We start from the raw sequence: 3,617 nt of genomic DNA, 5'->3' as shown, positions 1-3,617 counted from the left end.
CCGTTCCCGCTGTTCGTCGGACAGTTCGCCGTGCAGCGTGATTTTGCGGTCGATGGTCGAGCTTCGTCGCCGGTTTCGATGTTCAGCGTGACGTGCACTTCGTCGAGCGGCCACTCTTTGCGTTGCGCGTACATTTTCAGCGTGACCGACGTGCACGCGCCGAGGCTCGACAGCAGCAGCGAGACCGGCGTGGGGCCGCGATCGCCGCCGCCGAGCGATTCGGGTTCGTCGGCGAGCCACGTGTGCTTGCCGTCGTCGAAATGGACCTGATAATTCGTCGAACCGATATGGGCGGTGACGGTGGCTTCTGCCATGCGCGCTCCTATGCAGGGACCGAAATCGCCGCGCGCGGCGGTTCTATGGCCTGAAAGGTCGGAGAGACGGGCGCGCGGCAGGAATCGCTATTGTGAACGAAGTCGGCGGCATTTGCGCCATGAGGCCGCCTCACACCGTACTTTGGCGCGAGGCTGGGTAGAAGTGGCTGTGGTTGCACGCGCGCGGCGTGGCGCCGCCCGCGCGCGGTCCGTTCAATGCGTGATCGCGCCCATCCGGCCGGCCTGATAATCGACCACCGCCTGGCGGATTTCATCTTCCGTGTTCATGACGAACGGACCGTAACGCACCACGGGCTCCTTCAACGGCACGCCGCCGAGCAGCAATACCTCGAGCGGTTCCGCGCCCGCTGTCAGCGTGACCGCGTCGCCGTCGTCGCCGAACACCACCATCTTGCGCGCGTCGATTTCCTGGCGCGCTTCGCCTTCGCCGTAAAAGCCCTTGCCCGACAGGCCATACGCGAACACGCGATAGTCGGCGGGCACCGGCTGACGAATCGTCGCGCCCGGCTGCAACGAAAAGTGCTGATAGAGAATCGGCGTGCGCGTTTCAACGGCGGCTTTCACGCCGAGCGCCTCGCCCGCAATCACCTTCACGCGCACCTTGCCGTCCGCGGAAGTCGCCACCGGAATCTTCGCCGACGGCACGTCCTGGTAACGCGGCGCGATCATCTTGTCGCGCCGCGGCAGGTTCACCCACAGTTGCAGGCCGTGCACGCGTCCGCCGGTACGCACGAACGACGGGTCGGGCATTTCGCTATGCACGACGCCCGCGCCGGCGGTCATCCACTGGACGTCGCCGGCCTGCAGCGTGCCCGAGTGGCCTGCGGAATCCTTGTGGCCGAACTGGCCTTCGAGCACATACGTCACGGTTTCGAAGCCGCGGTGCGGATGGTCCGGCGCGCCCTTGGCTTCGCCGGGCGCGTAGTCGATCGGTCCCATTTCGTCGAGCAGCAGGAACGGATCGAAGTCCATCAGCATGCGGGTGGGAAAAGGGCGGTGAACGACGAAGCCGCCACCTTCAGTCGTGCGAACGGCGGGAAACGTGCGTTCGATCGTGCGTGTCGTGCTCATCAATGTCACCTCGAAAATTCGGGAATAGCGTTGTTTTTGAAACATAGGGCTATTATAGGGACCGTTTTTCGGGGCGCCAGCCGCCGCCACGCAATGGATTGTTCTATTACTGGAACGATAGATGAAGATCGATTCACACAACCTGAACGACCTGATGTATTTCTCGCAGGTCGTCGAACATGGCGGCTTTTCCGCCGCCGAGCGCGTGCTGGGCATCTCCAAATCGCGCCTGTCGCGCCGCCTGACCGAGCTCGAAGCGTCGCTTGGCGTGCGGCTCCTGCAGCGCTCGACACGTAAGCTCGCGCTCACCGAAGCCGGCCAGCTTTTCTACCAGCATTGCCAGGCGATGCTGAGCGAGGCGCAGGCGGCCGTGAACGTCGTGCAGCAATTACGCTCGTCGCCGCGCGGCACCGTTCGCGTGAGCGTGCCCGTCACGGTCTCGCAGACCATTCTGTCGACGATCCTGCCTGAATTCATGCATCGGTATCCCGAAGTGCGGGTCGTCATGCGCGTAACGAACCGCGTCGTCGATCTGTTCGAAGATTCGATCGACGTCGCATTGCGCGTGCGCTCCGATCCGCCGGAAAACGCCAATATCGTCGTGCGTCCGCTGTGGCGCACGCAGCAGATGCTGGTGGGCGCGCCGAGCTTGCTGCAGCAGAACGCGCCGCCGTTGCAGCCGAACGATCTGGCGCGCTTCGAAACGCTCGACGTGCCGACGACCGACGGCCGCCACGTCTACCACCTGATCGCGCCCGACGGCAGCCGTCACGTGCACGAACACGAGCCGCGTCTCGTGACCGCCGATCTGTCGACGATTCGCGAAGCCGTGCTGTGCGGCGTCGGCATCGCCGCGTTGCCGGAGATGATGTACGGCGCCCCGTTGCGCACCGGGCAATTGTCGCCGGTCATGCCGGGCTGGACCTTTCCGGCGCCGCAGTTGTACGCCGTATTCGTGTCGCGGCAGGGGATGGTGCCGGCCGTGCGCGCTTTCGTCGATTATCTGGTCGAGATGCTCGATCCCGATGACGGCAAGCACATCTTGCCCGAATGCCCGGCGCCGGCCGAGCGGCCCGTTTCGCGAACTGCGGCGGTGGTGTCGCCCTAGCAGATCGCGCGCTGTGCGGCATCGTTTTTAGCATTGAAGCGTGGCCTGTCATGAGTACTTTCAATCAGCGTTTGCTTGAATGCGCGAGCTCACGGCGCTATATTGAAATCCCTTCGCTAAGGAGTCTCTTATGCGAAAACTCATGGCCGCTATCATAGCGAGCCTGATAGGGCTGACCGCGCTGTCCGTGTCGAGCACGGCTGTCGCATGCGGTGATCCGAGCCAGCAGTCTTCGACCGAAGGCAAATGATCCCGCCGCCCGAAGGCGCCGAGCGCGCACAAAAAAAGGCCTTCATCCGACGATGAAGGCCTTTTACTTTGTGCGCCCAGCATGGGCGCAGTCTTGTGGGTGCAAGTCCCATCGTGAGTTGACCACAGCGAACGAAGTGAAGCGCAACTGCGTGAGGGCGACCGAGCGTGGGGAGGAAGCGTGGAGCGAAACCGCGAGCCGATGAACAAGAACCGGATATGAGGCGGTGCCGATCAGGGCGAGCGTGCAAAGAAGCGCGAAGCTCTCGTGGTCAAGGATCAGGCAACGTAAATGCGGCGGTTGTGCGGTGAAGGATTGCGTTCTTACCTGGGGAGATCTCGCCTCGTGCCTGAAAGGGCAACGGCGTCGAGCCGGAGCGAGAAGTCAGCAGAGGCCGTAGTAGTCACAGGACAGGTTGATGAGGCCGAAGCTGGTGACGAAGGGCTAAACGGGAAGGAGTGTCCAGCGTCATGTCGATGCGACAGGCAATGCGTCAGATGCCCGCGCAAGCGGGGCGGGTGGGGGTCACGTGCGGTGAAGCTGCACGGCGTACACCGACTAGCGATGAAGCCTGCTGCCCGCGACATGAATCCGGGGACACAGGGTCGGCGCTGCTGGAAGCGGCGCTGACAGGAGAGAACCTGAAGCAGGCGTTCAAACGGGTCCGGTCCAACAAGGGAGCCGCTGGCGTGGACGGTCTGGACGTTGACCAGACGTCGCGTCATCTGGTGACGGCGTGGCCCGCGATCCGTGAACAGTTGCTCAAGGGGACGTACCGGCCCAGCCCGGTACGTCGGGTGACGATACCGAAGCCGGATGGAGGCGAGCGCGAGCTTGGCATCCCGACGGTAAC

2 protein-coding genes and 2 pseudogenes are annotated in these 3,617 nt (G+C 63.6%); 2 read left to right on the top strand and 2 right to left on the bottom strand.

Annotation, left to right across the window (positions count from 1 at the left end; genetic code table 11):
- Nucleotides 1-314, bottom strand: a pseudogene (locus tag BGRAMDRAFT_RS33080) (OsmC family protein); the annotation flags it as partial.
- Nucleotides 315-527: 213 nt separating this feature from the next.
- Nucleotides 528-1,406: a pirin family protein gene (locus BGRAMDRAFT_RS33075; protein ID WP_006053294.1), complete on the bottom strand. Its 879-nt coding sequence runs from the start codon at nt 1,404-1,406 to the stop codon at nt 528-530.
- 121 nt (nt 1,407-1,527) lie between these two features.
- Between BGRAMDRAFT_RS33075 and BGRAMDRAFT_RS33070 the strand changes: the two genes are divergently transcribed.
- Both BGRAMDRAFT_RS33070 and BGRAMDRAFT_RS35810 read left to right on the top strand, forming a co-directional pair.
- Complete coding sequence (locus BGRAMDRAFT_RS33070; RefSeq protein WP_006053293.1) at nt 1,528-2,514, top strand: LysR family transcriptional regulator; 987 nt, start codon at nt 1,528-1,530, stop codon at nt 2,512-2,514.
- A gap of 720 nt (nt 2,515-3,234) precedes the next feature.
- Nucleotides 3,235-3,617 (top strand): annotated as a pseudogene (locus BGRAMDRAFT_RS35810) (group II intron reverse transcriptase/maturase); the annotation flags it as partial.

Origin of the sequence: Paraburkholderia graminis C4D1M, assembly GCF_000172415.1 — a bacterium.
GTDB lineage: Bacteria > Pseudomonadota > Gammaproteobacteria > Burkholderiales > Burkholderiaceae > Paraburkholderia > Paraburkholderia graminis.
The sequence above is the reverse complement of the archived record's forward strand: the minus strand, read 5'-3'. Positions and strand labels throughout refer to the sequence as shown.